The organism is Aliterella sp. E5.1 (assembly GCF_057473825.1).
The window spans coordinates 34,709-57,323 of the sequence record NZ_JBYCCV010000021.1; the positions used below are offsets into that span (position 1 = coordinate 34,709).

21 protein-coding genes are annotated in these 22,615 nt (G+C 42.9%); 8 read left to right on the plus strand and 13 right to left on the minus strand.

Annotated features, from left to right (window positions below):
* Positions 1 to 23: 23 nt before the first annotated feature.
* On the plus strand, positions 24 to 221 hold the full coding sequence (locus tag AC2VE5_RS10045) for a high light inducible protein (RefSeq protein WP_486887615.1): 198 nt from the start codon (positions 24 to 26) through the stop codon (positions 219 to 221).
* A gap of 53 nt (positions 222 to 274) precedes the next feature.
* On the opposite strand, the gene AC2VE5_RS10050 is transcribed toward AC2VE5_RS10045, so the two are convergent.
* The 7 genes from AC2VE5_RS10050 to fabI form a co-directional block, all read right to left on the minus strand.
* Positions 275 to 721 carry a hypothetical protein gene (locus AC2VE5_RS10050; protein WP_486887616.1) on the minus strand — a complete coding sequence of 149 codons (447 nt, stop codon included), beginning with the start codon at positions 719 to 721 and terminating at the stop codon, positions 275 to 277.
* Positions 722 to 877, minus strand: a complete 156-nt coding sequence (locus AC2VE5_RS10055) for a hypothetical protein (RefSeq protein WP_486887617.1) — start codon at positions 875 to 877, stop codon at positions 722 to 724.
* A 496-nt stretch (positions 878 to 1,373) separates the two neighbouring features.
* The gene (locus AC2VE5_RS10060) at positions 1,374 to 2,864 is read right to left on the minus strand and encodes a carotenoid oxygenase family protein (protein WP_486887618.1); all 1,491 of its coding nucleotides are present in this window, start codon (positions 2,862 to 2,864) and stop codon (positions 1,374 to 1,376) included.
* Between the two features lie 30 nt (positions 2,865 to 2,894).
* On the minus strand, positions 2,895 to 4,331 hold the full coding sequence (locus AC2VE5_RS10065; protein WP_486887619.1) for a folate/biopterin family MFS transporter: 1,437 nt from the start codon (positions 4,329 to 4,331) through the stop codon (positions 2,895 to 2,897).
* Positions 4,332 to 4,427: 96 nt separating this feature from the next.
* A complete protein-coding gene (locus tag AC2VE5_RS10070) occupies positions 4,428 to 4,985 on the minus strand; it encodes a Uma2 family endonuclease (RefSeq protein WP_486887620.1) in 558 nt (185 codons plus the stop codon).
* A gap of 265 nt (positions 4,986 to 5,250) precedes the next feature.
* The gene (hisB, locus tag AC2VE5_RS10075; protein WP_486887621.1) at positions 5,251 to 5,886 is read right to left on the minus strand and encodes an imidazoleglycerol-phosphate dehydratase HisB; all 636 of its coding nucleotides are present in this window, start codon (positions 5,884 to 5,886) and stop codon (positions 5,251 to 5,253) included.
* 100 nt (positions 5,887 to 5,986) lie between these two features.
* Positions 5,987 to 6,763: an enoyl-ACP reductase FabI gene (gene fabI, locus AC2VE5_RS10080; protein ID WP_486887622.1), complete on the minus strand. Its 777-nt coding sequence runs from the start codon at positions 6,761 to 6,763 to the stop codon at positions 5,987 to 5,989.
* A 249-nt stretch (positions 6,764 to 7,012) separates the two neighbouring features.
* On the opposite strand from fabI, the gene ntcA reads away from it, so the two are divergent.
* The 3 genes from ntcA to AC2VE5_RS10095 all read left to right on the plus strand — a co-directional run bounded on the left by ntcA (position 7,013) and on the right by AC2VE5_RS10095 (position 9,823).
* Complete coding sequence (gene ntcA, locus AC2VE5_RS10085) at positions 7,013 to 7,684, plus strand: global nitrogen regulator NtcA (RefSeq protein ID WP_486887623.1); 672 nt, start codon at positions 7,013 to 7,015, stop codon at positions 7,682 to 7,684.
* A 101-nt stretch (positions 7,685 to 7,785) separates the two neighbouring features.
* Positions 7,786 to 9,378, plus strand: a complete 1,593-nt coding sequence (locus AC2VE5_RS10090) for a DUF3084 domain-containing protein (RefSeq protein WP_486887624.1) — start codon at positions 7,786 to 7,788, stop codon at positions 9,376 to 9,378.
* A gap of 34 nt (positions 9,379 to 9,412) precedes the next feature.
* On the plus strand, positions 9,413 to 9,823 hold the full coding sequence (locus tag AC2VE5_RS10095) for a RuvC family protein (protein WP_486887634.1): 411 nt from the start codon (positions 9,413 to 9,415) through the stop codon (positions 9,821 to 9,823).
* On the opposite strand, the gene AC2VE5_RS10100 is transcribed toward AC2VE5_RS10095, so the two are convergent.
* Positions 9,801 to 10,064, minus strand: coding sequence for a DUF3146 family protein (locus AC2VE5_RS10100; protein WP_486887635.1), 264 nt, complete (start codon positions 10,062 to 10,064; stop codon positions 9,801 to 9,803). The genes AC2VE5_RS10095 and AC2VE5_RS10100 overlap by 23 nt on opposite strands.
* A 213-nt stretch (positions 10,065 to 10,277) precedes the next feature.
* On the opposite strand from AC2VE5_RS10100, the gene AC2VE5_RS10105 reads away from it, so the two are divergent.
* Entirely contained in the window at positions 10,278 to 11,765 is a 1,488-nt protein-coding gene (locus AC2VE5_RS10105; protein WP_486887625.1) for a GTP-binding protein, read from the plus strand.
* A gap of 245 nt (positions 11,766 to 12,010) precedes the next feature.
* Here the strand turns inward: AC2VE5_RS10105 and AC2VE5_RS10110 are convergent, their stop codons facing one another.
* On the minus strand, positions 12,011 to 13,777 hold the full coding sequence (locus AC2VE5_RS10110; protein ID WP_486887626.1) for a mechanosensitive ion channel: 1,767 nt from the start codon (positions 13,775 to 13,777) through the stop codon (positions 12,011 to 12,013).
* A 339-nt stretch (positions 13,778 to 14,116) separates the two neighbouring features.
* Here AC2VE5_RS10110 and AC2VE5_RS10115 point away from each other — a divergent pair, with 339 nt between their 5' ends.
* Entirely contained in the window at positions 14,117 to 14,575 is a 459-nt protein-coding gene (locus AC2VE5_RS10115; protein WP_486887627.1) for an SRPBCC family protein, read from the plus strand.
* A gap of 119 nt (positions 14,576 to 14,694) precedes the next feature.
* Here the strand turns inward: AC2VE5_RS10115 and gcvP are convergent, their stop codons facing one another.
* Together gcvP and gcvH are read right to left on the minus strand one after the other, a co-directional pair.
* Positions 14,695 to 17,601 (minus strand): aminomethyl-transferring glycine dehydrogenase, encoded by a 2,907-nt coding sequence (gene gcvP, locus AC2VE5_RS10120; RefSeq protein ID WP_486887628.1) that lies wholly within the window; start codon positions 17,599 to 17,601, stop codon positions 14,695 to 14,697.
* A 118-nt stretch (positions 17,602 to 17,719) separates the two neighbouring features.
* Positions 17,720 to 18,109, minus strand: a complete 390-nt coding sequence (gcvH, locus tag AC2VE5_RS10125; protein ID WP_486887629.1) for a glycine cleavage system protein GcvH — start codon at positions 18,107 to 18,109, stop codon at positions 17,720 to 17,722.
* 538 nt (positions 18,110 to 18,647) lie between these two features.
* Between gcvH and AC2VE5_RS10130 the strand changes: the two genes are divergently transcribed.
* Positions 18,648 to 19,172 (plus strand): GrpB family protein, encoded by a 525-nt coding sequence (locus tag AC2VE5_RS10130; protein WP_486887630.1) that lies wholly within the window; start codon positions 18,648 to 18,650, stop codon positions 19,170 to 19,172.
* Between the two features lie 234 nt (positions 19,173 to 19,406).
* Here AC2VE5_RS10130 and AC2VE5_RS10135 read toward each other — a convergent pair whose 3' ends face one another.
* Together AC2VE5_RS10135 and AC2VE5_RS10140 are read right to left on the minus strand one after the other, a co-directional pair.
* Complete coding sequence (locus AC2VE5_RS10135) at positions 19,407 to 21,596, minus strand: putative bifunctional diguanylate cyclase/phosphodiesterase (protein WP_486887631.1); 2,190 nt, start codon at positions 21,594 to 21,596, stop codon at positions 19,407 to 19,409.
* A gap of 30 nt (positions 21,597 to 21,626) precedes the next feature.
* Positions 21,627 to 21,980 (minus strand): PAS domain S-box protein, encoded by a 354-nt coding sequence (locus tag AC2VE5_RS10140; protein ID WP_486887632.1) that lies wholly within the window; start codon positions 21,978 to 21,980, stop codon positions 21,627 to 21,629.
* Between the two features lie 336 nt (positions 21,981 to 22,316).
* Here AC2VE5_RS10140 and AC2VE5_RS10145 point away from each other — a divergent pair.
* A partial coding sequence (locus tag AC2VE5_RS10145; RefSeq protein ID WP_486887633.1) for a helix-turn-helix domain-containing protein occupies positions 22,317 to 22,615 on the plus strand: 299 nt, incomplete at its 3' end.

Consider the following 22,615-nt stretch of genomic DNA (forward strand, 5'->3'; position numbering starts at 1 on the left):
ATAATTCTTTACACACTAAGCACATGGAAACCAAAACTCCAAACTTACCACCCGTTGCTACAGCCTACAATGGCAAAGACCGCAATACATTCTTATTTGGTTGGAATCCTCAAGCGGAATTATGGAATGGACGCTTGGCGATGATTGGCTTTTTAGCGTATCTACTTTGGGATTTGGCTGGTTACAGCGTAGTCCGCGACATATTACATTTAGTTGGTTAATCCAACTTAGTTGGGGAAAGGCGCGATTACTTTCCTTGGCAACTTAGCTAGTTTTAAAATCCCTCTCCCAGTATTTGGGAGAGGGATTTATAGTAGGGCGAAGTAGAACGATCAGTTTTATCGCTCCGCAATTCTTGAACTTCTCCATCAATAACACTTAGTATAGATTCATACTTCTGACGCATATCATCATTAAGACTTTTTGATTGATCGAGAATTTGTTGACGCAACTCGCGCTGTTTTTGGTTGCTTTGCTCGTCTAGTTGTCCAATTTTTCTCTCTAAAGATTTGGACGTATCTTTAAGTTCTTGAGCAATTTCTTTGGTTGTTTCATCTCTTTGCGACTGCTCAGTTTTTAGCCCGTCATTTAGCGCTTCTACTTCTTGTTTGATATACATTTCCAAGGAGTCTAAGCGCTTTTTCATATCATCTCGAATGCTGCTGCATTCTTTTATTAAACGGTCTTCTAAGCGATTAAATCTCTTTTCATAATCCGGCATTTACCCGCCAAAGAGGATATCGCGGACTTTATCTAAGTTACCGCCACCAGCTAAATCGGCAGCAGAAAGCTGAGATTTATTTAAGTTTTGCATCATTCCTGACTTTGATGGTTCAACAGCAATGTAAGTAATGTGTTCGTCTTCGGGATTATTCATAATTTTTACTTGTTTTTGAGTTGGTTCTCGTTCGGTATTTTGTTGTTATACCACCACATAAGTGATGTATTCATCGTCAGAATTATTCATGTATTTGAATCTCAGTTAAAGGTTTCTACTATTATTTTTAATCTCTTGCCACTCCTGTATTAGGGTATTATTTGAGACACTTGTTTTGAATATTTCTTGCTTGCAGAGCAATTTGAAAAAGCCAAGATCGCGTTGTCAACTAGAGTAGCCCATTCTAGAGAATTCTCTGTATTTTTACTACGCAAAAAACTTATATATATGTGACAAAATAAGTAACGATAAATTAAGTCTTTAACTTCTATTTAGGGCTTGACCCTTCAATCGGATTGAATAGTTCAAATTGTATTAATATTTACTTGATTGTCTAGGTTATTAAAAGATAAATGCTCCAAGTACAAACGTGGCAAAACTTTGTTTTGCCACGCATCGGTAATACTGCTGAAAACTTATTTTTCTAAGCTACGTTTTAAGCCTGTGGAATGAAGGCTGTGGGAGCAAAGCTGCCATGTAAACCGTAGGGAATATGATGTTTGAGGTGCAAACGCGCGATCGCGCCTTTATAGAGATCGAGAGCATCAAGGATAACTACATCCGAGCGATGGTGAGCGGAGTCATAGACTACTGTAAGCAGCCAGCCATCATCTTCACTTTTGCCATCAGGACGTTCCACAAAAATTGGTTCGCTGACAAAGCCGCGAGGCGCAACACTCCAAAGTTGGCGTTCTTTGGACTCTAGATCGATTTTCAAAATTGCCTGCAAAGGCGCGTTACCTGTTTCGCCATCTGCCGCACCCATGTACAAATATCGATAAGGATGCCCAACTTTTTGAGCATGAATAGTAGGAAACTCGCAGCAACGGCTTTCTATTAATTCCCGCGATACGTTTTTGTCGCTCAAATTAAGATGAAATCGCCACAATTGCCCAGGCTTGAGCGCATCAAAATCAACTTGACGAAAATCACTTTGGGGTTCTACTTCTGGAAACGATTCGTAGCAAATAGAATCAATGCAAATTTCCTCGCCTTGCTCAAAAGCATTGGCGTGGTGGAAAACAAACCCGGCATGAGTTTCAAGAACTTGTACAGATTTTTTGCTGTCGCGGGGAATAATCACGATCCGCGTAGGTTGATTGGGTTGAAACTTGATGCACTCTGCCGCCCCACGCATTCCTAAGACAAAAGGAATAGGATTGAAAGCTACGGGATTTTGAAAGAATATGCAGTAGTTGGGTGTAATTGCAAAATCGTGGATAAAGGCAAAACCCGGAACGCTATGAGCGTGTTTTCTGATGACTTCTCCGGCAGGATTTAGCTCAAAAATAGTAATAGTTGTGGATAATCCTGGCTTAATAGAAAAGTTGACTAAGCAAGGTTCGCCACGATCAAACTTGGAACTAGGATCGAAACGGGGATGGGCAGCAAAAGCTTCGCCATCAGCTAAAACGCCGTTAAAAGACTCTTTACCCAAAGTTTCTAGAGTAAAAGGATCGAGGCGATGAGGATCGGCAGCTTCCCACAAAGCCAGTAGTTTATCGCCCCAATAAATAACGTTAGTATTGGCGATATTTTTGAGGCGCAAATCGAAGGCATTTGCCAGCCAACCACCAGGTTTTTGAGTACCAAAAACACCGCGATATAGGATTTTTTTCGCTTTTTGTTCTTCGACGTAAGCAGTAGTGCGAATAAAGCGGTTGCGGAAATAAGCGCGACCATTAGAAAAAGCGATCGCGCTAATCATACCATCGCCATCAAAAGGATGATGGATGTGATGACCTTCAATGTCTAGTAAGCCGGGTCCATTGCGAAATAGAGTACCGTTGAGTTCTGGAGGGACTTCCCCTTCAATATCTTCTACCCAGTAATCTAGTTCGTGTTTAACCGATTCGTAACCTTTTTGCCAGTCTTGACGATCGTAGGAGTTGAGAGGGACGGTAGATGCTCGTTCGTGGAGTTGCATAGATTAGGTTTATGAATTTGAAAGTAGCTGTTAATCAACAGGTTTTTTAGCTGGCTCTTGAATTAAAGATTGGGGGACAAATTCTGGCATCCAATCAGGGATGATGCCTTTGTAGTTAGTGTCGCTGGCTAAAATTGGTGCGGTTGGTTCCGTTTCTTTATCTGGTAGCCAGTTGAGGAAAGGTAGAGGTAGCAAAGTTGAGAGATTGGCAATAATTACTAATATCCACAGGTTGTCAAAGTTGGTTTGAGCGATACCAAGGAGGTGCATTAAGGCAGCACCCAATTGATAGGAAACCATTGAAGCTAGGTTAGAGACGGACATTAGTAAAGCAAATAAAGTTGCTTCTACTCCTGGCGGACATAAACGCGCTGCTAGAACTAATACAGGCATATAAGCAATTTGTCCCATCACCGTCAGCACTAAGCTATCGCCCAAGCTAAACCAGCGATCACCTATCCCCAAACTGCGGTTAGCATGAGTTACAAGTAGTAGCATCGTCATACCCAATACTGCCGAGAGTAAGGTACTCCAGCCAAAGATGACTCGAAAGGGAACAGTTTTGAGGAAGCGCTGAAATATCCAAATCCCAACTATAGAGGCAATGCTTGTGACTAGGCGCACTCTACCTAAAAATTCGGGTTGAAAGCCTAACTCGTTGGTGGTGAAAAAGAAAAATGCCGCGTCTGCCGTTGGGGTAGCTTGCCAAATAAATACAAAGGCTGTAGGTAGCCAAATCGATTTTTGGGTAATAGCTTGGCGCAGTTGTTTAATTTGGTCTTTGACGTTTAACCAATTGTGGTTTGGAGATTCATCGACTTTTCTAATTGGAACTTCGGAGATAAACCAGGCGGCAGCAGAGACAATTAAGGGAAATAAAGCGGTAATTCCAAATACTGTGCGCGTTGTGAAATGCTCTAGAAGCAAGCCGCTAAAGTAGGCAGTGATTAAGCCTCCAACAGCAGTTGTTCCCCAGCAAAGAGCCTGCAAAGACCCGGCTTCTGCTTGGGATTCTACTCTAGCTCGTTCTACTACCAATGAATCCACAATCACATCACTAATGGCAACGGAAAGAGAACCAAGAGCGATCGCACAAGTGGCGGCAATGGGAGAGTGGACAACTGTCGCAAGAGCAATCCAGGATACTGTACCAATCAGTCCTGACAATACTAAGTATGGTCGCCGCCGATAGCCAAATATCGGCAACCCGTCGGACAAAAAACCAAACAGTGGTTTGATAATCCAAGGTAAGGCAACAATGCCAAATAAGGCGGATACGTTGGCTGGGCTTAAGCCTAATTCGTCTTTAAGAAAGAAGCTAACGGCTAACCGCGCTAATCCTAAAATACCTTGAACAAAATATACAGTAAGAATTGCGATTAACTCGGTGCTTGGTTCTTGACCGAAGAAAATTTTCTCTTTTACTGAGTCTTTGACCTTGGACAAGCCAGAGGAGGAAGTCAGCATTGATTAATATTTTTTAAGAATTATCGACTTTTATATCATATCTAACCTAGCCGAAAACCACTGCCAAAAGAGCGATATCTGGCATACAGTAGCGTTTTACACCATTTTGAGCCAATCAAATAGTTGTTCTGCGGTGAGGTCAAGGGGAACATCTTTAGGTACAGGAATGCGATCGCTATCTATGCACAATATGGGCGACTGGTTGGGTCGAAAAACTAAAATAGAGCGATCGTCGGGATCTATTAGCCAGCCTAGCTGACAACCATGCTGGAGGCAGTGGAGAATGTTTCCTGTGACGCGGTTTGAGCTTTGCTCTGGTGATAAAATCTCGATTGTCCAATCGGGGGCAATTTTTACATCGTCTATGGGTTCACCATTTTCATCAAATTCAATATTTTGCCATAATCGAACCACAACATCAGGAACAATTGAACGTCCGCCAAAGGTACAACGCAACTCTGGGAGAGCATAGGCAATCTTTGCTTTTGCCGTTAGATCATTAACCGCATTACAAGCTTGTAGTTGTAATAGGCTATGTTTGCTTTTGGGCATAGGTTTTTGAAAAATTTGACCTTTGATATATTCACTAGCAGGCTTTGTTTCTGGTAGCTGCAAAAATTCCTCAAGCGTAAGGAATTTAGTTGTAGTGGTCATAATGGTTTTATTTAAATTTGCTTGCTTTTAGTTTAAGTAGGGAATACCTAAGAAAAACCAAGATATGGGGGGTCTGCCCCCCAAACCCCCCATTGGGGACGAGTTGACTCCCAAGGCATTTTTCGGGGGAAGGATTCCTCCGAAAAGATACCGCCCAAGCCCCCTGCAAAAGTGTTTTATCTTAAAGTACGCAAGTTTCAGGCAATAGACCTCTATTCGGGTCTGACCACCAGATTTAACTTAATTAATATTTGTCTGGGAGTAATTACAAAACGCCTTTAGAGCTAGGAATTGCTCCGTTACGCCGGGGATCGATTTCCATTGCTAGGCGCAAGCTACGCGCAAAAGCTTTAAATGTTGCTTCAATAATATGGTGAGAATTAATGCCGTCAAGTTGGCGGATGTGCAACGTCATTTGACTGTGATTGACGATCGCTACAAAAAATTCTCGCACTAACTGAGTATCGTAAGTTCCTACTCTTTGCGTGGGAATTTGCAAGCCATAACTAAGATGGGGTCTTCCTGAGAAGTCTAACGCTACTTGGATTAAAGCCTCGTCTAAGGGCGCGAGAAAGTTGCCAAAACGTGCAATCCCTTGGCGATCGCCTAACGCTTTACCTAATGCTTGTCCTAGAGTGATACCAACATCTTCATTGGTATGATGATCGTCTATTTCTAGATCGCCTGTTGCTTGCACTTCTAAGTCAATTAGTCCGTGACTCGCTATTTGGTGCAGCATATGGTCTAGAAAAGGTACGCCTGTATTGGCATTGCATTTTCCCGTACCATCTAGATTGACACTAACTTCTATATCGGTTTCTTTGGTAGTACGACGAATAGAAGCCGTGCGGGTAGGAATGTTAGACAGAGATGATAGGATTTGGCGATCGCTTGTTTGCATAAAACTAACTTAGAACTATCTATTATTCAATCTTGACTGAAGATGCTAGTAGCTGCACGTTTTATCAAAAGATCCTTAGATAGTTAGCGCTGTTATGTCTTTACATTCCCATAATTTCGTAGCCTGCATCTACATACAAAATTTGCCCAGTAATTCCACTTGCTAAATCACTACACAAAAATGCGGCGGCATTTCCTACTTCTAGCTGCGTCACCGTGCGTCGCAATGGCGCAATTTCTTCCACATGATGAATCATATCTAAAATGCCTCCCACGGCGGAAGATGCCAAAGTCCGAATTGGACCTGCGGAGATGGCATTTACTCGAATGTTTTGCGTCCCTAATTCGGCGGCTAAATAACGCACGCTCATTTCTAAGCCTGCTTTGGCAATGCCCATCACGTTGTAGTTTGGTACAACGCGATCGCCTCCTAAATAAGTTAGAGTCACAATACTACCGCCTTCGCTCATCAATGGTTTGGCTGCACCGCTTAACTGAACTAACGAATAGGTACTAATTTCTAAGGCTTGATTAAAACCAGGACGCGAGGTGTTGCTGAAGTTACCAGTCAAGTCTTCTTTATTGGCAAAAGCTAGACAGTGAATGAGAATATCTAATTTGCCCCACTTATCTGCGATCGCTGCAAACATTTCCTTAATCTGCTCGTCACTTTGGACGTTACAAGGCACAAATAAGCTGGGATTGAGTGGTTTTACAAGTTCTGCGACTTTATTTTCCATCTTGCCACGCTCGTCGGGCAGATAGCTAATGCCGATGTTTGCTCCAGCTTTGTGTAGTTGTTGAGCAATACCCCAAGCAATCGAGCGATTGTTGGCAATTCCAGTTACTAAGGCGTTTTTTCCCGTTAAATTAAGCATAAATTAATATTTTTGAGCTACTAAACAATAAGTTTTCAGTTAAAAATATTCTCAACTAGGAGCATACCCGAATTTGGGCATCTAGTTTTTGTTGCACTTCAATACGTAAATTTTTTACAAAAATAATTTTCTCTTAAAAATTATGTAGTCGATAATACAAAAAAACAGTTTAAAGTCATATTAAGTGATGTAGTGATACAAAACTACTGAGTTTTGTATAGGTTGTAGGATATCAGTTAGGGCAGGAATATGATCGTGATGCAAGATAAACCGCTAGCGGCGGTATTTCGTCAAATAGGAACAGGATCGTTTCCCCCAGTTGTCGAAGTCTGCGAACGGGGTAAAACAATATTTTTTCCAGGCGACCCAGCAGAACGAGTATATTTTTTGCTCAAGGGTGCAGTTAAACTTTCTAGAGTTTACGAGGCTGGAGAAGAAATAACTGTAGCATTGCTCAGAGAAAATAGCGTGTTTGGGGTACTGTCGCTGCTTACTGGGCAACGCTCGGATAGATTTTATCATGCGGTAGCATTTACGCCTGTAGAACTACTTTCTGCACCCATAGAACAAGTAGAACAATCTTTAAAAAGCAATCCAGAATTGTCGATGTTGATGCTAAAAGGCTTATCATCGCGGATTTTGCAAACAGAAATGATGATTGAAACTTTGGCGCACCGCGATATGGGTTCGAGATTAGTAAGTTTTTTACTAATTTTGTGCCGAGATTTTGGCGTACCAACAACGGAAGGAATTACCATCGATCTGAAGCTATCCCACCAAGCGATCGCTGAAGCAATTGGATCTACTCGCGTTACTGTAACTCGGCTTTTGGGAGATTTGCGGACTGATGAGATGATTTCCATTCACAAAAAAAAGATTACTCTCCACAACCCGGTAGCTTTAAGCCAGCAGTTTACCTAATAAAGGCACATTCTCTCCCGTTGCATAAATTGCCGGAAGTCACCAAAAGCTAGGCGGTTGCAGTAGGCTGTATCTGAGTGGGCAAAGGTGGATGACTGAACATGACCACAGGGATAATCCTGATTGCGGCAATTTTGATTTTGGGTGGTGTAATCGCGACTGTAGGCGATCGCATTGGCACGCGGGTAGGAAAAGCTCGACTGAGCTTATTTAAGCTCCGCCCGCGCAAAACTGCGGTTTTAGTGACAATCTTTACAGGTAGCCTCATTTCAGCATCAACCTTAGCAATTTTATTTGCGGCAGATAAAAGCTTGCGGACGGGAGTATTTGAATTAGAGAAAATTCAAACAGACCTTAGTACCAAGCGCCAGCAGGTAGAAGCTACAACTAAAGAACTAGAAGCCACAAGAATCCAAAAAAGCAGTGTAGAAAAAGACTTGCAGCAATCTAGAATTGAACAAAAAGCCGCCGAAAAAAGGCAAGCCCAAGCTCAAAGACGTTTGCAAGCAACGAATGAATCGTTACAGGCGGTAATTGCCAAACAAACGCAGACTCAAGCCCAACTAAGCCGCACTCAAGCAAAGCAAGCCCAAACTCAAGCCCAACTAAGCCGCACTCAAGCAAAGCAAGCCCAAACTCAAGCTCAACTAAGCCGCAACCAAACCCAGCTAAGTAAAATTACAACTAGATTTATTGAGGCTAGAAATTTACTGCAAAAAGTCTCCCAGCAAGCAAAGTCATTGCAAGCAGAAATTCAAAAACTTCAAAATGAACGCCAACAAATTGGCAAACAGCTAGAGGAAGTCAGAAGTCAAATTGCAGATCGCGATAACGCGATTTCTAAGCTTGACCAGGAGATTGCAGAGCGCGATCGCGTCATCGCAGGTAGAGAAAATCTGCTCAAACAGTTAGAGAGTCAACGGGAATATCTGGAACAAGAAGTTGCCAAACTCGAAGGTTATTATCAAGATTATCAAGTTCTGCGCCAGGGAAATGTTGCCCTAGAAAGCGGTCGAGTCTTAGCGGCGGGGGTTGTACGTATACAGCAAACAGTAGCTGCGCGTCAAGCTATTGAACAACTGTTGCGCGAAGCAAATCGGGTAGCAATAGAACTAACTCAACCCGGAACCGATCCCGATAATGAACTAGCCGTACAGATATCCAAAACCCAAGTTGAGCAAGTAATTGCCCAAATTGATGATGGTCGAGATTATGTAGTGCGAGTTATTTCGGCGGGAAACTACCTTTTGGGAGAAAGAAATGTTCAAGCCGCGATCGATGTCGCTGAAAATAAGGTAGTTTTTTCTAAAGGTGATGTATTGGCGGCGATTCCTGCCGCTCCCTCGACCGCAGGTCAAGAAATACGTCAAAAGGTAGGACTATTACTAAGTGCGGCAAAGTTTCGCGCCCGTCGTGCAGGGATATTGGGAGATGCGATTGAAATTGGCGATGGGAGGTTAGAAACTCTAGTAGGCTTTATTGAGCAAGTAAGGCAGTACAATCAGCCCGTAGAAATCAAAGCTATTGCCGCAGATGATATTTATACGGCGGGCCCTTCTCAAGTGCAATTAGTTGCCGTCAAAAATGGACAAGTGGTTTTTGGCACAAGAAAGCTAATTGGCAACCAATTAAGAGATGCGCTTAATCCTGCACCGATAAAAAGCAGGCAAAGCAACCAAGGAGGAACAAAATAAACTCTAAATTAATAGGAAAACTGTGAGGCAACAAATGATTTTGGGCTTCGATCCCGGTCGAGATAAGTGCGGATTGGCGGTAATGGGCGAAGATTTGCAACTGCATTACCATCAAGTTGTATCGGCAGAGGAGGCGACTTCAGTTATGCAATCAATCCTCCAAAAATTTCCCATATCTATAGTAGTGATGGGCGATCGCACTACCTCTAAACAATGGCAAAAGCAGCTTAAGACACAATTGCCCTCTACAGTAGCGATTTTTATGGTAGACGAACACAACAGCACGTTGGAAGCGCGCGATCGCTATTGGCAGATGTACCCGCCTCAAGGATTAACTAAACTTCTCCCCCAGGGCTTGAGAGAGCCACCAAGACCTATAGACGATCTAGTTGCCATTTTATTGATTGAAAGATACCTAAAGGCTACAAATCGGCGCGAATTGTAAAGTCATAATCGCCCCCAGCTTCTAGCTGATAATCTCGTTGTTCTAAAAAGCGACCTAGGGGTTCTTTAATTAAGGCACGACCAGAGGAAGGCTTGACAGACAATTCTCCTCGGCGAAAACACCATTGAAAATGCCATTCAAACTCTCCGGCTTTTACATCCCCTTCCAGCAAGCCTTGTTGCCAAGATTGCCGTGTAATCCTGACATAGGCGGTTGTTTCTGGCAAATACTTCCCACTCACGATAAATATTGATGGCACTGAGGCTAAGTAATTTCTTAATTATTACCAAAAGATGTTGATTGACACAAAAGCACAAAGACATAGGGCGATCGCGATCTTAAACCTGTCTAAGGTATAAGAATAGGTTTAAATCTTTGGCGTTTTTTTAACTATTTTGCCCGATTAAGTCGCTAGGATCGAAAAGCAAAAGATATATTTTGAGGAGCGCTACCCTTGAGCTACAACTTGCCTGAACCTACCCCTCCTTTGCCGGATTCCTCTACTGATGCAGATTTGGATAATGCGATTTGGAGTTTTGGCGATATTCAGGCGCAGTTGAATTACACACAAGCTCAAACCGCTTTACAAGATTTGATTAATAAACTTGACTTGACACCCCAAGAGCGCCGCCCTTTAGAGACAGAAATTGCTCAATTGGAGACGATGTTAGACAACTTAGAGCGTCAAGTAGTCCAAATTGCCGCCTTTGGCATGGTAGGAAGGGGTAAGTCTTCTTTGCTGAATGCTTTATTAGGGCAAAAAGTATTTGATACAGGGGTACTGCACGGCGTTACTCGTACCGCCGCCAAAGCTGCTTGGAAAATTGACGAGCAATTTATCGGCGATGGTGAATCTCGCACAGTCATGGTGACGCTACCGGGGGCGGGTAATTCGCAAGTGGAGTTGATTGATACTCCAGGCTTGGATGAAGTAGATGGCGAAACTCGCGCTTTGTTGGCTAAAGAGATAGCTCAACAAACCGATCTAATTTTGTTTGTAATTGCTGGTGATATGACCAAGGTAGAGCAGGTTGCCTTGTCGCAACTGCGGAATGCTGGTAAGCCGATTTTACTTGTATTTAACAAAATCGATCAGTACCCCCAAGCCGATCGCTTGGCAATTTATCACAAAATCCGCGATGAACGAGTAAAAGAGCTACTTTCCCCCGATGAAATTGTGATGGCGGCAGGTTCTCCGCTAGTTACTAAAGCGATTGTGCGCCCCGATGGCAGCCGTTTTGTGCAACGTAGCCCTGGAGAACCGCAAATTCAGGAGATGAAGCTAAAAATATTAGAGATTTTGCACCGAGAAGGTAAAGCTTTAGTTGCCCTCAACACCATGCTGTACGCTGACAATGTAAACGAGCGCTTGTTAGCGCGAAAACTAGAAATTAGAGAACTGAGCGCGAATAAGTTGATTTGGCGGGGAGTAATGACCAAATCATTAGCGATCGCTCTTAACCCGGTTACAGTAGTCGATCTCTTTAGCGGCGCAGTTATTGACATAACTTTGATCGTGACTTTATCTAAGTTATATGGGATTGAGATGACCAAAGCAGGTGCGATCGCTCTATTACAAAAAATTGCCCTGAGTATGGGCGGAATTAGTGCAAGCGAACTTTTGGCAAATTTAGGTTTGAGTTCCCTTAAAGGTTTACTTGGTTTGTCTGCGCCCGCTACCGGGGGCGCTACGTTGGGTGCTTATGTATCCGTAGCTGTGACGCAAGCGGCGGTAGCGGGGGTTTCTTCCTACGGGATTGGGCAAGTAGCCAAAGTTTACTTAGCTAATGGAGCTTCTTGGGGTACAGAAAGCCCGAAAGCGGTAGTCAGCCGGATTTTAGAATCTTTGGATGAAGCTTCGATCATGAACCGGATTAAAGATGAGATAGCAAGTAAGTTGGGAATAGCAGACGTGAAAGGCAAGAAACAAGAAGTTGGATAACGTGCGATCCGGTGAGCTTCCCCCTAGCCCACGGCAATAAAGCGGGAAGAAGCGCAAACTTTGTGGGGGAGGTTTCCTTCCACAAAAGTTTGCAAGAGAGAGCCATACCCGCTTTTTGCCTCCCCTTAAAAAGGGGGAAAATATTAAAGTTCCCTTTTTAGGGGGAGCCAGTATGCTGGAAAGGTTTTCCCCTTGAAGGATCTAGCGTGGATTCAGGGGGAGCTAGATCCTTTGCAACTAACAGCCTAAACTCGTGGTGGCTGGTTGCGTTGTTGCTTGAACGAGTCTAGTAATTCTCTAGTTTGCTCTTTAGCAATATCGCGTCCACCCAAGCCAAAGGCAAGAGCTAAAGCCACCGCCAAAGCCCCTAATAGCAAACCAAAGGCTAGATTAACAATATCGCTGGCAATGCCGATTTGATTTAGCGCCAAAGCTGACACAAAAGCAATAATTGCAATCCGGGCAACTTGAGCCAAAATTTGCGCTTGGCGATCGCCAGAGCTGCTAATAATGTTAAACACCAAGTTCGCCAAAAACAAACCAACGCCAAATACTACCAATCCGGCAAGAATGCGCCCTAAGATCAGGACTAATCCGCCTACCAACGCTGTTAGGGCGGGAATATTTAAAATATTCACCGCCGCTAAAGTCGCAAATAGCATAATTCCCACTAGGGTAATAATGCCGACAAGTTCTGAGGGGGTTCTAGTTGCCAACTGCTGGGCGGCGTTAGTAGAATCTGGCTGAAGAACGGTTTGCGATCCTGTACTTGGCGGCGGGATAACTACAACTGACGGTGTTGAAGGCGGCGGAACAGCCCTTTGTCTGGTAGGTGACGGTAATCCTAGCACTGAGAAAATGCTATTGAATCCCAGACTGGTGAGGATGCTTGTAACCAAGTCTGCCAAAAAACGCCCGATAAAATAAGCAGCAATCAAAATCAATGCGGCGGTGAATATTCCTGGTAAAGCATTGAGGATTTGTTGCAACATCGCGATCGCCGGAACCGAGATCGCCGCAATTTGTAAAGCATTAAGCGCTGCGATCGCCACCGGAATCAAAATCAACACGTAAGTAATTGTGCCAATAATTCCTGACAGGGTTTGCCCTCCTGCCGTCCGACGCAAGCCAAACCTTACTCCTGCTTGGTCGATTCCTGTAGTTGCAAGTAAGTTGGTTACAATCCGGCGTACTACTTGCGCCAACAACCAACCTACCCCAGCAATTAGCACGGCGGCTAAGATATTGGGCAAAATTGAGAGAATCTCATCAACCAAGTTTTCTACAGGCTGCAACGCTTGCTGCAAACCTAAAGTATCTAAAATTGGAATTAGAAACAGTAAAAAGATGAACCAATACAGGGCATTGCCAATAGTATCGCTAAGAGATAAACGATCTGCCTGTGGAGGAGTACCCTCTGGTTGTTGATTTACGCGCTCATCTAACCTAACTGCCTGCAATCCACGGGTAGTTATGAGTTTGACTACGGTTGCTACTAGCCAGGCAACACCCAGAAATATTAACGCTCCTAGCAATCTCGGTAAAAATCCAATTAGCTGATTGAGGAACGTACCAAGGGGTCTTGAAACTACTTCTAGCTGTAGCGTTTGTAAAACTGCTACTACGGTAAACAGAATGACAGTCCAAAAAGCAACACTGCCGATGAATTCTTCGACCTTGAGCAAGTCGCCGCGATCGCTACGACCCATTATACTAGCGGCAATGCGATTATCTATGTTAGTACGCTTAAGAAGTCCTTTGATTATGGCTTTGGCGATGTAGGCAACAATTAAGCCAACTAGCAAAATTGCTACGGCTGCAAGCAAGTTAGGGATAAATGCTATTAGCTGTTGAAAAATATTTTGTGCGTAATCAACACTATTTTCAACCGCTTGCCTTGGTTGAGTTACGTCTATTCCTGGCGCTGGTGTAATTTGCGCTAAAAACTTTTGAGTATTTACTGATACATTAATACCTGTTGCTGGTATTATTTCTTGCCAAGTTACATTCATGATTTTTGTAAATTAAGGTTAGACACCACTGAAAAAAGTACGATCATTGTTTTTACAAATAACTCCTTAATACGCCCACTAATAAATCTTATCCGACTACTTGTACTTGCTCTTTAGTCATAAGTTGACCTATAAAACACCACAATGTATCTCTATACAGAGTTATTATGAAAAATACTATTACACATCTACCTTTGTGGAGAATTACAGTTAAAACGTCAGTAATTTCATAATTTTTGGTGATTTAGGTAACTTTCAAAAAGTTATTAATATCCAAGCATCTAAATTAGTTGAGTCAGTATTTGTTACTAAAAATACGAGTAATTATTGTTAGCTGCTATGTCATCTCAGCAATTTGAGCAATCAATAGAAATTAATGCAAGCCCCAAGGTAGTCGAGCATTGTATAAGCGATCGCGTTTTAATGCACAAATGGTTAAACCCATTGTTAAGATGCGAACCTGTGGGCGGCTGGAGTACGGAGCTAGGTAGTTGCAGCCGTTTTATAATTATGATCCCTATCATCAAACCAACTCTTGAAGCAGTGGTTAAGGAGCGAAAACCAGGATTGATTGTATGGAGTTTTGAGGGATTTTTTCAAGGCAGCGACTTGTGGGAATGCAAGCCTACATCACACGGGACGCTTCTAGTCAATTGTTTTCAGTTTGAGATTCCTAACCTCGTTATTCGCTGGGGTTTTAAGATCTTTGCCTCGTATTTAACCAAAGCAGATATGCAAAGTCAATTGCAACGTCTCAAACGTGTCGCTGAAAATGTGCAACAAGGCTATGAAACCTGATTTAAACATAAAGTTAGCGCATTATCAACAGCAGCAACCAAAATTGTTTATCGCTAATGCTCTAAGAGCAAAAACCCGCCTTCTCAAGAAAGCGGATAGAGCAATATAGTAATAATTTATTAACTATCTGTATATGCCTCCATGGGCAGACAAGAACAAACAAAATTGCGATCGCCAAAAGCATTATCTATGCGACTAACTGCCGTCCAAAACTTATATTCTCGCGTCCACGGTGCAGGGTAAGCAGCACTCTGGCGGCTATAAGAATGTTTCCACTCGTCACTCATCAATACTTCCGCCGTGTGGGGGGCATTTTTCAAGACATTATCTTGCATATCTGCGTTGCCTTGCTCAATTTCGCCAATTTCTTGACGAATTAAAGTCATTGCCGCACAAAAACGATCTAATTCGGCTTTCGATTCGCTTTCCGTCGGCTCTACCATAATTGTCCCAGCCACGGGCCAAGAAACTGTCGGGGCATGAAAGCCGTAATCCATCAAGCGTTTGGCAATATCATCTACTTCGATACTGGCGCTTTTTTTTAGGCTCCGTAAGTCCAAAATACACTCATGAGCTACAAGTCCAGCTTTGCCTTTATACAACACAGGGTAATGAGCCTGAAGTTGATGAGCGATATAGTTGGCATTGAGAATTGCTACTTTAGTTGCTTGAGTTAAACCCTCAGCGCCCATCATGGCGATGTACATCCATGAAATGGTCAAAATACTGGCACTACCCCAAGGAGCCGCCGCTACGGCTCCAATTCCTTGTTCGCCGCCCATGGAAACTACCGAGTGTCTCGGCAAAAATGGCACTAAATGAGCCATTACCCCAATTGGTCCCATTCCTGGGCCACCGCCGCCATGAGGAATACAAAAAGTTTTGTGTAAGTTCAAATGACAAACATCCGCGCCAATGTCTCCCGGACGGCATAAACCTACTTGGGCGTTCATATTTGCCCCGTCCATGTACACTTGTCCGCCGTGACTGTGAACTATCGCGCAGATATCCTTAATTTCTTCCTCAAAAACACCGTGAGTAGAAGGATAAGTAACCATTAATGCTGCAAGTTCGTTACTATGCTTTTGGGCTTTGGCTTGCAAATCAGCTAAGTCTACATTACCTTGCTCGTCACAAGCAACGGGAACTACTTTCATCCCGCACATCACCGCACTAGCGGGGTTTGTACCGTGGGCGGAAGTAGGAATCAAACACACATTGCGATGTGCTTCGCCACGTGTTTCGTGGTACTGACGAATTACAAGTAAGCCTGTATATTCTCCTTGAGATCCAGCGTTTGGCTGGAGCGAAATACCTGCAAAACCAGTAATTTCTCCAAGCCAGGTTTCAAGTTGAGCAAATAATTCTTGATAACCTTTGGTTTGACTTTGCGGTGCAAAGGGGTGAATATTACCAAATTCTGCCCAAGTTACAGGCATCATTTCCGCCGTTGCGTTTAACTTCATCGTGCATGAACCCAAAGGAATCATGGAGGTAGTTAACGATAAATCTTTAGATTGCAAGCGGTACAGGTAACGTAAAAGCTCGGTTTCGCTCTTGTAGCTGTTGAATACCGGATGAGTCAAGTAGCTGCTAGTACGTTTTAAATTGGGTTGAGTTGCTGCAACTTGACTTGCTAATTCTGCAACAGTAAAAGGCAAAGAATTATTTGGAGCAAAAATCTCTAACAGTTCTTGAACGTCTTGAATTGTAGTAGTTTCATCTAAAGAAATGCCGATAGATTTATTGCTCAAAGTCCGGAAATTAATTTTTCGTTTTTGGGCGGCAGTGAGGATGTCGTTAGAATTTAGGCGAAGTCCCAAATCTACCCTAACTGTATCAAAAAACTCTGTACTACCCAGCTTGTAGCCCAGCTTTTGCAAGCCTGTTGCTAAAACTGACGTTAAATCGTGAATATTTTGAGCAATGTTTTTTAGCCCCTCAGCGCCATGATACACCGCATACATTCCCGCCATTACCGCGAGTAAAACTTGGGCTGTACAAATGTTGCTAGTGGCTTTGTCTCGTCTAATATGTTGTTCCCTTGTTTGCAATGCTAGACGCAACGCCGTTTTACCCTGTACGTCTTTAGAAACCCCGACAATTCGCCCTGGTACTTGCCGTTTGTACTCCTCCTTGGTGGCAAAATATGCCGCATGAGGTCCGCCGTAACCAAGGGGAATGCCAAAGCGCTGAGTGCTACCTACGGCTATATCTGCGCCAAATTCCCCTGGAGGCAATAACAAAGTCAAACTCAATATATCGGCAGCTACTGTCACCAAAGCACCCTGGGCGTGGGCTTTTTCTCCAAAAGCGCGGTAATCGTAAATTGTGCCGTCGGTGGCTGGATATTGGAGCAATACGCCAAAAACTGGCTGCTCAAAATTAAAATTTTGATGGTTGCCAACAATTACATCAATAGCTAATGGTTGGGCGCGAGTTTGGATAACTTCAATAGTTTGGGGATGACAACTATCGCTGACAAAAAAGATCTTAGATTTATTTTTGCTAATTCCGTAGCTCATGGTCATTGCTTCCGCCGCCGCCGTTGCTTCATCTAACAAGGAAGCATTGGCAATTTCTAACCCCGTCAAGTCAATGATCGCTGTTTGGAAGTTGAGTAGCGCCTCTAGTCGTCCTTGGGCAATTTCGGGCTGATAGGGAGTATAAGCCGTGTACCAGCCGGGATTTTCAAGAATATTTCTTTGAATTACGGGCGGCGTAATGCAATTATGGTAGCCCATACCTATGTATGAGCGAAATACCTCATTTTTGACAGCAATTGCTTTTAATTTGGCTAAAGCTGCTTGTTCGTTCAATGGTGCGGGTAGATTTAGCTGTTTATTTTGCCTAATTGACTGCGGTACAGTTTTATCTATCAAGTCATCTAAGCTTGCTAGTCCCAGTATCTCTAGCATTTGTTGGATTTGGGCGGCGTTCGATCCGATATGCCGTTGCAGAAAATCGGGCGATCGCTCGATTAATTGCTTTTCATCTACTGCCTGAGTACGAAGACTAACTACCACTAAACGGCTCTCCAGACGTGACTTTATACATATTCTGCAACATTTTTTTTGCAAATGGGGACTAGATTCTTAATAATTTTTAGTAAAAATTTATACTTCTCTAGCCCCTAATTGACTATTAGTGACCTTCTACTGAAGCGCGATATTCTGAAGCTGTTAAAGCATCATCAGCTTCGCTCGGATCTTCAACGCGCACTTTGAGCAACCAGCCTTCACCATAGGGGTCTTCAGCAACTTGTTCGGGGGCTTCGATCACCGCCTCATTGCGTTCAATGACTGTACCGCTAACGGCGGGATACAAGTCTTCCACAGCTTTTACAGATTCTACTGAACCAAAAGTTTCGCCTTTGGTAACAAGTTCTCCCACATCAGGCAATTCTAAAAAGACAATATCGCCCAATTGATCTACAGCAAAAGCACTAATGCCAAGAGTTGCAATATTGCCATCGAAGCGCACATACTCGTGAGAGTCTAGATATTTCAAATCGTCTGGGTATTCTAAAGCCATAATAATTTTTACTCTTTTTGCTCCTATGCTGACTTGCTGGCGCGATCGCCCTAGCTAAAAATAGCAATAACATGGATCGAATTGACAGAGTAGGGCAATTTATCTCTTTTAGCAATTTTGTTAGAAAACCTCTAATTCTCTTGTACTGATCGCCGCGTTTGTTTGGGCGATCGCGCTTCCTAACATTAAACCCGCCATAACTAATTGCATTGATGTTGAAGACGAGCAAGAGCTATAAAAGTAAAAATGATTTATATCTTTATCTCCCATCTTTTTGGAAGGACTTTAACTAGAAAAATCCAGATAATAAGGCATATAGGAAACTTTTCTGTATAACACCCCCATACAGGATGGATATACGGAAAATTTCTTCTTATCATGCCTATGAAATGACTAGGATGTATGTATGTTGTGGTTTAGTAAAGGATTATACGGAAAGTTTCAGTACAATAAATAGTTAGCAGGCTTCATTTCTAGGTTGTCTTTGGGAAGTTCGGTGTTAGGTTAGTCTAGTCCCTCATCAACGAATTACAGACTAATGGATGAAGTTGTCATCGTTGAATACGATCCAAACTGGGTATTTCTTTTTGGACAGGAAGCTGCACGCATTAGGGCGGTTTTAGATGGCGGTTTCATCACTCGTATTGAGCATTTTGGCAGCACCGCAGTTCCAGGATTGGCTGCAAAACCTATTATTGATTTATTGGCAGGGGTACGCTCACTTGCAGAAGCAAAACAAGTTGCAGTTTCTCAGCTAGAACACTTGGGCTATGCTTATTGGTTTGATAATCCCGACCCTCAACGGATGTTTTTTGTAAAAGGGTTGCCACCTAATAATCCACGCACTCATCATATCCATATGGTTGAGCCAGACAGCGTATTGTGGGAGCGTTTGTTGTTTCGGGACTACCTTCGCGGGCATTCAGACGAAGCAGCACATTATGCACAAGTGAAGTACAATTTTGCTCAACGCTTTTCGAGTGATCGAGAAGCATATACAATGAGCAAAGCAGAGTACATAGAGTCTGTCATGCAAAAAGCTCGACAACAGCCAGCCAGCTAACACGGTGTTGGAGCGGATCGACGAAAGATATTGGTGCTGGGTTCGAGGTCATCTGCGACCGCTCAACTGTGCCGTTATACCGAACCCATGCGCCCGTTGAGATTATCTGTTTTTAGCCAAGATTAAACAAGCAAAAATGATCGGCTACGTTGTTGAGTTCAGAGAAGTTATTGACGATCGCCCTAGCTCTAAAAATAGCAATAACATGGATCGAATTGACAGTAGTAGAAGTTGTCAAAGGCTAGAATTTTTCTTTAACTTGAGATTTTGAGGATTTTTTTGCATCACGCCAAAAGTATCAGTTCCGCTAGAAGTCAACCAATTTCGCCTATTAAGAAAGAAAGTCTCTACAGTTACCGCATCAACGGGCTTAGAGAAAAAATATCCTTGTCCATACTCACAGCCCAACTTTTTGAGTTTTTGCAGTTGCTCTACTTTTTCTATGCCTTCGGCTGTAACGTTCATCCCCAAATTGTGAGCTAAGGTAATAATTGCCTGAACGATCGCTGGAGTTTCGCTTTCTAGCTCCATAAGATTAATAAAAGAACGGTCAATTTTTAACCTTTCAATCGGAAAACGATGCAGGTAACTTAAGGAAGAATAACCCGTGCCAAAGTCATCCATATACAACTGAACTTTCATTGCTTTAATTTGCTGGAGAATCGCAATGGTAGATTCAGCATTTTCCATCAGGATGCTTTCAGTTAGCTCTAACTTCAAGCTACTAGCATCTAGTCCAGTCTCTTGCAAAACTTGACTAATTTGATGATTGAGATCCGGCTCAGAAAACTGTTTAGCCGAAATATTGACACTAATACTTAGCGGTGGATGGAAGGGAAACTGTTTTTGCCATTGGCTCATTTGATGACAGGCGGTACGCAGAACCCATTTACCGATGGGAACGATCGCCCCGGTTTCTTCAGCTACAGCAATAAACTCTGTCGGGAAAATCAGTCCTTTTTGGGGGTGTTGCCAGCGAATTAAAGCTTCAAAGCCGTTGAGCCAACCAGTTGCCAGCGAAACAATCGGTTGATAGTACAAACAAAACTCGTTGCGTTCGATGGCTAGGCGCAGATCGGTTTCTAACTGAAGTCGGGCGATCGCGCGATCGTGCATATTGACTTTAAATATCACACAACGCGCTTTTCCTAAAGCTTTAGCGCGGTACATAGCAATATCAGCATGGCGTAATATATCTTCGGCACGAGCGCACTCCGCACCACCAAGAGCAATACCAATGCTGGCAGTTGTAAATATCTCTTGCCCCTTGCCTAAATCAAAACTTAGTTGCAATTGTGATTGAATTTGTTCGCCAACTTGCAGGGCATCGCTAACATCTTTAATTCCTTCTAGTAAAATTGTAAATTCGTCACCGCCAAAACGCGCTACGGTGTCTCCAGGGCGCAGACAGAGGTTAAAACGACTGGCGATCGCTATTAGTAAGCGATCGCCTAAAGTATGTCCTAAGCTGTCATTAATAACTTTAAAGCGATCTACATCAATAAATAAAACCGCAAATTGATAGTTTTCGTGACCTTTGGCGTGTTCTACTGCCCGCCCTAGCCGATCCATAAATAAAGCCCGATTTGGCAAACCTGTTAAGGGATCGTGAAAAGCATTGTGAAGTAGTTGGGCTTCTGCCCGCTTGCGCTCAGTAATATCATGAGTATTGATTGCCATCCCTCTAACCGACGGATCGTCAATCAAGTTTGTTACCGTTGATTCGAGATAGCACCAAGAACCATCTTGATGTCGGAAGCGATACTCTACACACAAAGTATGGCTGGTATCTTGCATTGCCTGAGTAAAAACATCTAGGGTGCTGTTTACATCTTCCGGGTGAATAAAATCAAAAGCGTTCTTACCCATCAAATAGCTAGGTGGGTAGCCCAAAAGTCTTTCATGGGATGGGCTAGAATACTGTATTAATCCATCTGGTTCGAGAATGCAGATCATATCTGAACTATTTTGAATCAACGAACGGAATTTAGCTTCAGTATTAGCTAGTAGTTCTTCAGTCTGCTTGCGTTTAGTAACGTCATGAATTACCAATACAGCGCTAGTTTGCTGCTGTTTGAATTGAACGCTGGTCCAGGATATTTCTAGAAATAAATCACGATCGCCTTGTTTGTATTCATAAATTTCTGACCCCTGTTTTTGCTCGTTCAATACCCGGCTGAGGGGGTGCGCTGCGTAACTTACAACTTGACCTTGTTGCTTTAAAGGTAGTAAATGTAATAAATTTGCTGCCAAGACTTGAAATCGTTGCCGCTCAACTAAACGATCGAAAGTAGCATTTGACCATTGAATTTTGCCTTCGCTATCTGTCCAGGCGATCGCTTCGCCAATGACTCCAAGCGCTACTTCCATTTTTCCTAACGTCGTGCGCAACTGACCAATTAAACTAGCTGAGTTATCTGTCATAAAATTCTAGTCGAGCCAGGCTACTAAATACTACGAATGGAGGGGACGAAGGGTAGCGGCAAACATCCATTGTCCCTGTTGCTGCTCGGCAATAATAAAATGCTCTGATTCAATTTCTCTGCCATCTTTAGTTACGGCCATCAGCTTGAGTGGATGATTGAGTACAGTTGGTTGCTCAGTCATTGCAAAACGAGAAAAACCAAGATGATGGGAATCGTGATAGCTGTGAGGGATTACAGATTCTAAGCTGTGACCCAGGATTTCGTCAGTTTGCCAGCCAAAAACTAAGTTAAAAGGTTCGTTGGCATAGACAATTAAGCCTTGGCAATCAGCAATTAAAACTGGTAACTCATTTTCATGCTTGATCTGGTCAATTGTTTGCATATATAAATTGGAACTTTAAGTTACTTAGTTTTGTCCGCTTCACCATTTCAGCACCACTCCTCAAAATATGAAACAGCTACTTGTTGTGAGGAAAGTTGGATTGAGCTAATTTAAAGCAATTATTGTTGATTATCAGTTGTAATCTTTAACAAAAGTTTAAGCGGCACAATCTTTATATCTATCGAGCTTGGGCATAAATTTATAAAATTGAACATAAATCTAAAATAAGTTATTTCTCTAAGTTTTTTTGCTGTTGATAATACGGAACTTAATGTAATACTAAGTTGTGGTCAGAGGTAGTAGAGTATTAAATAGAGAGAACTTTGGCAAAGATAAATGTACAGGAGTCAAGTAACGCAAGCCTGTCCTCATCTAGACCTAGAGACAGTCAAGCAGAGAGTAAAGTTAGCGTCATCCCATTGGGAAAAACAAAAATGGCTGGTGATATACAATGCACTAGCAGACCCTAGAACTTCCTCAGAGATTGCAAAACATCTAGGAGTATCCCAAGGGTTTGTCAGAAAAGTAATTCAGCAATATAATCGCACCGGAGAAATCGGAGTATCTAGTCCAGGGAAAGGGGGTAGGCGGAACTGCTATTTAAGTTGGGACTCGGAAAAGCAACTGATAGATTC